This is a genomic window from Actinosynnema sp., assembly GCF_052038725.1.
On the sequence record NZ_JBQGCX010001497.1, the window covers coordinates 1 to 4595 of the forward strand.

5 protein-coding genes are annotated in these 4595 nt (G+C 73.0%); all 5 read left to right on the forward strand.

From position 1 onward, the window contains the following. The first annotated feature begins 360 nt into the window (after positions 1-360). The 5 genes from proC (at position 361) to ACTUAL_RS31630 (ending at position 4408) form a co-directional block, all read left to right on the forward strand. On the forward strand, positions 361-1173 hold the full coding sequence (gene proC / locus ACTUAL_RS31610) for a pyrroline-5-carboxylate reductase (protein ID WP_440902786.1): 813 nt from the start codon (positions 361-363) through the stop codon (positions 1171-1173). Between the two features lie 131 nt (positions 1174-1304). Further along, entirely contained in the window at positions 1305-1517 is a 213-nt protein-coding gene (locus ACTUAL_RS31615) for a helix-turn-helix domain-containing protein (protein WP_015805416.1), read from the forward strand. Positions 1518-1684: 167 nt separating this feature from the next. After that, positions 1685-1786, forward strand: coding sequence for a 30S ribosomal protein bS22 (locus tag ACTUAL_RS31620; protein ID WP_440902787.1), 102 nt, complete (start codon positions 1685-1687; stop codon positions 1784-1786). A gap of 320 nt (positions 1787-2106) precedes the next feature. After that, positions 2107-3144: an NAD-dependent epimerase/dehydratase family protein gene (locus ACTUAL_RS31625; RefSeq protein WP_096497235.1), complete on the forward strand. Its 1038-nt coding sequence runs from the start codon at positions 2107-2109 to the stop codon at positions 3142-3144. A gap of 268 nt (positions 3145-3412) precedes the next feature. Further along, complete coding sequence (locus ACTUAL_RS31630) at positions 3413-4408, forward strand: lysophospholipid acyltransferase family protein (RefSeq protein ID WP_440902788.1); 996 nt, start codon at positions 3413-3415, stop codon at positions 4406-4408. Positions 4409-4595 lie beyond the last annotated feature (187 nt).

Consider the following 4595-nt stretch of genomic DNA (forward strand, 5'->3'; position numbering starts at 1 on the left):
CGTCCCTCTTCTCCGTTTGGCCTGGCGAAGCCCAAGCGCGCTTGTCAAGATGCCGCCGCACTGCCCGGAAGACCGGGGTGCCCAACGGCGTCTTGACAAGTGTGCTTGCCTGAAAGGAGGCCAAACGGAGAAGAGGGACCCGGACCACCGCAGTGGTAAACGGGACCACAAGACCAACGGTCACCGGCCGGCAGAGCCCTGTCCCCTCTTTTTTGGAGGTCTGCCCCGCCGGCGAGGCGTGCTTGTAGCTCTTCCCCCCGCAGCGCTCTTCCCCTCACGGCGCTCCTCCCCCCGCAGCGCCCCCCGCAGCGCTCCTCACCCCCCACAGCACCCTCCCCCCGTCATGGCACCCTTGCCCCCATGACGACGATCGCTGTGCTGGGCGCGGGCAAGATCGGTGAGGCCCTGCTCTCCGGCCTGCTGGACGGTGGCCGGGACGCCGCCTCGCTCCTGTTCACCGAGAAGCACCCCGGTCGGGGCGCCGAGCTGTCCGCCCGGTACGGCGTGGAGGCCGTCAGCGTGCCCGACGCCGCCGCCCGCGCCGACGTCCTGGTCGTCGCCGTCAAGCCGCAGGACATCGAGCCGCTCCTGGCCGACCTCGCCCCCTCCCTCAAGCCCGACACCCTGGTCGTCTCCCTCTGCGCAGGCCTGCCGACCTCCCTCTACGAGTCGCGCCTGCCCGCGGGCACCCCGGTGGTCCGGGTCATGCCGAACACCCCCATGCTCGTCGGCAAGGCCATGAGCGCCATCTCCCCCGGCGCCCACGCCGCCGAGGAGCACCTCGCGCTGGTGGAGGACCTGCTCAGCACCGTCGGCGAGGTCGCCCGCGTCCCCGAGTCGCAGCAGGACGCCGTGACCGCCCTCTCCGGGTCGGGTCCGGCGTACTTCTTCTACCTGGTCGAGGCCATGATCGACGCGGGCATCCTGCTGGGCATCCCGCGCGACCTGGCGGGCAGGCTGATCATCCAGTCCGCCGTGGGCGCCGCCGCCATGCTGGACGAGGGCGGCCAGCACCCGGTGATCCTGCGCGAGGCCGTCACCTCGCCCGCCGGGACCACCATCATGGCCATCCGCGAACTGGAGAAGCACGGCGTCCGCGCCGCCCTCCTGGCCGCCATCGAGGCCGCCCGCGACCGCTCCGCCGAACTCGGCCGGGCCACCGAGGACCGCTGACTCCCCCCGATCCGGCCGTTGGCCGTCGCAGCGGTCACACCACTCCCGTTACCCTCGGAGGAGCACGTGCGTGTCGAACCGCCGGTGGGGAAGCCGACGGCACGACGCGTGTCGAAGGACGCGGTGATGACATGGCTGCGGAGGACAACACGCGCACCGGAATCGGGCAGGTCACGTTCCTGACGGTCGCCGAGGTGGCCCTGGTGATGCGGGTTTCGAAGATGACGGTGTACCGGCTGGTGCACTCCGGCGAGCTGGCCGCGGTGCGGGTCGGCAAGTCGTTCCGGGTGCCCGAGAAGGCGGTGGACGAGTACTTGCGCAACGCGTACTTCGACGCCGGGTGAGGGCGTTCGCCGAGGCCGGGTGTGGCCGTTCGGCGACGCCGGGTGCGGGCGTTCGGCATCGAGCGGGTAAACTCGTAGGCCGTTCGTGCCTGGTGTAGGCGCGCCCTCGTCGTGGGTGCTCCACCAGCGCGTGGAGTCCCTCGACGTCTAGTAGCTAAGGAACCCGCATGGGCTCGGTCATCAAGAAGCGCCGCAAGCGCATGTCGAAGAAGAAGCACCGCAAGCTGCTCCGCAAGACGCGCGTCCAGCGTCGCACGCGCGGCAAGTAACCCCTGCGGGTCCTCAACTCCGCCGGTCCCCGCCCAGCTGCGGGGACCGGCGGAGTCGTATTGCTCCGGACGGGCGACCCGCTCGGGTCCCCCGGTCCGGCGCCGCCGCCTGCGGGGCGCGCCCGCGAGGGCTCGAACGCCCGCGCCGCCCCTGCTCCGAACGCGCCAGGGCCCCCGTCCCGCCGGCCCGCCGGACCGCGCCTTCGACGCCCCCGGCCCGTCGCGCGGCGGTCGCGGACGGCCGCACGCGCGTAGCATCCGAAGCGTCTTCCCCCGTCAGCGTCCTCCCCCCGTCGCAGGCACCCCGGCACAGGAGTCGAATGGCGCCCAAGGTCGTGCTCGTCACCGGTTGCAGCCGCTTCCTCGGCGGCCACCTCGCCGCGCGCTTCGCCGCCGACCCGAGCGTCGAGCGGGTGCTGGCCGTGGACACCGAGCCGCCGCCGCGCGACGTGCTGCGCCGCATGGGCCGCGCCGAGTTCGTCCGCGCCGACATCCGCAACCCGCTCATCGCCAAGGTCATCTCCTCCGCCGCCGTGGACACGGTCGTGCACGCCTCGGTCACGGCGAACCCGCCGGGGCCCGCCAGGCGCACGGTGCTCAAGGAGATGAACGTGATCGGCACGATGCAGCTGCTGGCCGCGTGCCAGAAGTCGCCGCACGTGCGCAAGCTCGTGGTCAAGTCGACCAGCGCGGTCTACGGGTCCAGCTCGCGCGACCCCGCCGTGTTCACCGAGGAGATGGCGCCGAAGGACCTGCCGACCAGCGGCTACAGCAAGGACGCGGTCGAGGTCGAGAGCTACGTGCGCGGGTTCAGCAGGCGCAGGCCGGACGTGGTCGTCACGATGCTGCGCTTCACCAACTTCATCGGCCCGCGCATCGACACCGTCCTGACCAGGTACTTCGCCCTGCCGGTGGTGCCGACCGTGCTCGGGTACGACGCGCGGGTGCAGGTGCTGCACTCCGAGGACGCGCTGGCGATCATGGAGCGGGCGACCGCGCGGGACCTGCCCGGCGTGTACAACGCGGGCGGGGACGGGGTGCTGCTGCTCTCGCAGGCCATCCGGCGGGCGGGGCGGCTGAACCTGCCGGTGCCGAGCCCCGCGGTGCCGCTGGCGGGCCGGTTGTTCCGGGGCGCGCGGCTGGTGGACTTCTCGGCGGACCAGATGCGGTTCCTGAACTGGGGCCGGGTGGTGGACACCACCCTGTTGAAGGACGAGTTCGGGTTCACCCCCCGGTGGACGACGCAGCAGGCGTTCGACGACTACGTGAACGGGCGCGGGATGCGGCCGGTGATCGACCCGGAGCTGGTGGCCGGGGTGGAGCGCGGGGTGCTGGACGTGGCGGCGCGGTTCCGGTGAGCGCCGGGCCGGTGGTGGGCCGGTCGTCGGACCGGGTGGTGGTGGCGGGGCCGCTGGGCGGTCCCGGACGGGTCGTGGACCGGCGGGGCGCCGCCGGGTGGACGAGGATCGAGCGGGTCGGGTGCGGGCGGAGCGGTTCGGTGCGGGTGGGGACGGCGCGGGTTCGGACGGCGTCGGCGGGGACGACGCACGTGCGGGCGGTGCCAGCGTCAACGGTGCCGCCGCGGGCGGCGCCGGCGCGGGCGGTGGCGAGCGGAGGAGGAACCGGGTGGCCGAGGCACGGGTGATCCCCTTGCGCGGCGGTGGTCGCGCCTCCCGCGAGCGGGGGGAGCGGCGGCCGGACGAGGCGTTCGACGGCGCCGCGCGCGAGCTGGCCGCCGACGCCGAGCGGGTGACGGCGCGCGAGTCGGCCCCCGAGCCCGCCGACTGGGAGAAGCGGCTGGCCGAGCTGCTGGCGTTCGCGCGCAGGCGGGTGCAGGGCGAGTACGAGGTGGACGAGTTCGGCTTCGACCCGGATCTCACCGACAACCTGCTCCTGCCGGTGTTCCGGCCGCTGTACGAGAAGTGGTTCCGGGTCGAGACCAGCGGCGTGCACAACATCCCCGCCGAGGGCGGCGCGCTGATCGTCGCGAACCACTCGGGCACCATGCCGCTCGACGCGATGATGACCGCCTACGCGGTGCGCGCGGAGCACCCGGCGGGCCGCTACCTGCGGATGCTCGGCGCCGACCTGGTGTTCAAGACGCCGGTGCTGGGCGCGGTGGCGCGCAAGTCCGGCCAGACCCTGGCCTGCCACCCGGACGCGGAGCGCCTGCTGAGGTCCGACGAGGTCGTCGGGGTGTGGCCGGAGGGCTTCAAGGGCATCGGCAAGCCCTACCGCGACCGCTACAAGCTGCAGCGGTTCGGCCGGGGCGGGTTCGTGTCGGCGGCGCTGCGCACCGGGGTGCCGATCATCCCCTGCTCGATCGTGGGCGCCGAGGAGATCTACCCGAAGATCGGCGACCTGAAGCCGCTGGCCAGGCTGTTCGGCTTCCCCTACTTCCCGGTGACCCCGTTCTTCCCGTGGCTGGGCCCCCTGGGCGTCGTGCCGCTGCCGACGAAGTGGCACATCGAGTTCGGCGAGCCGATCAGCACCGCCGAGCACGGCCCGTCGGCGGCGGACGACCCGATGCTGGTGTTCAACCTGACCGACCAGGTGCGGGAGACCATCCAGCAGACGCTGTACCGGCTGCTGGCGCAGCGGCGGAACATCTTCCTGGGCTGAGGCTGAGGCGCTGAAGGCCCGGAGCCCGCACGACCGCGAGACGCGCGCGCCGGGCCGCCCCCAGGGGAGGCCCGGCGCGTGGTCAGGCCGGTTTGCGGATCATGCCGGTGTAGGCGGCGATGCTGAGGGTCGCCAGCGCCCAGACGGCGGCCTGGAGCACCCACAGCAGGTAGGTGAATGCCTGACC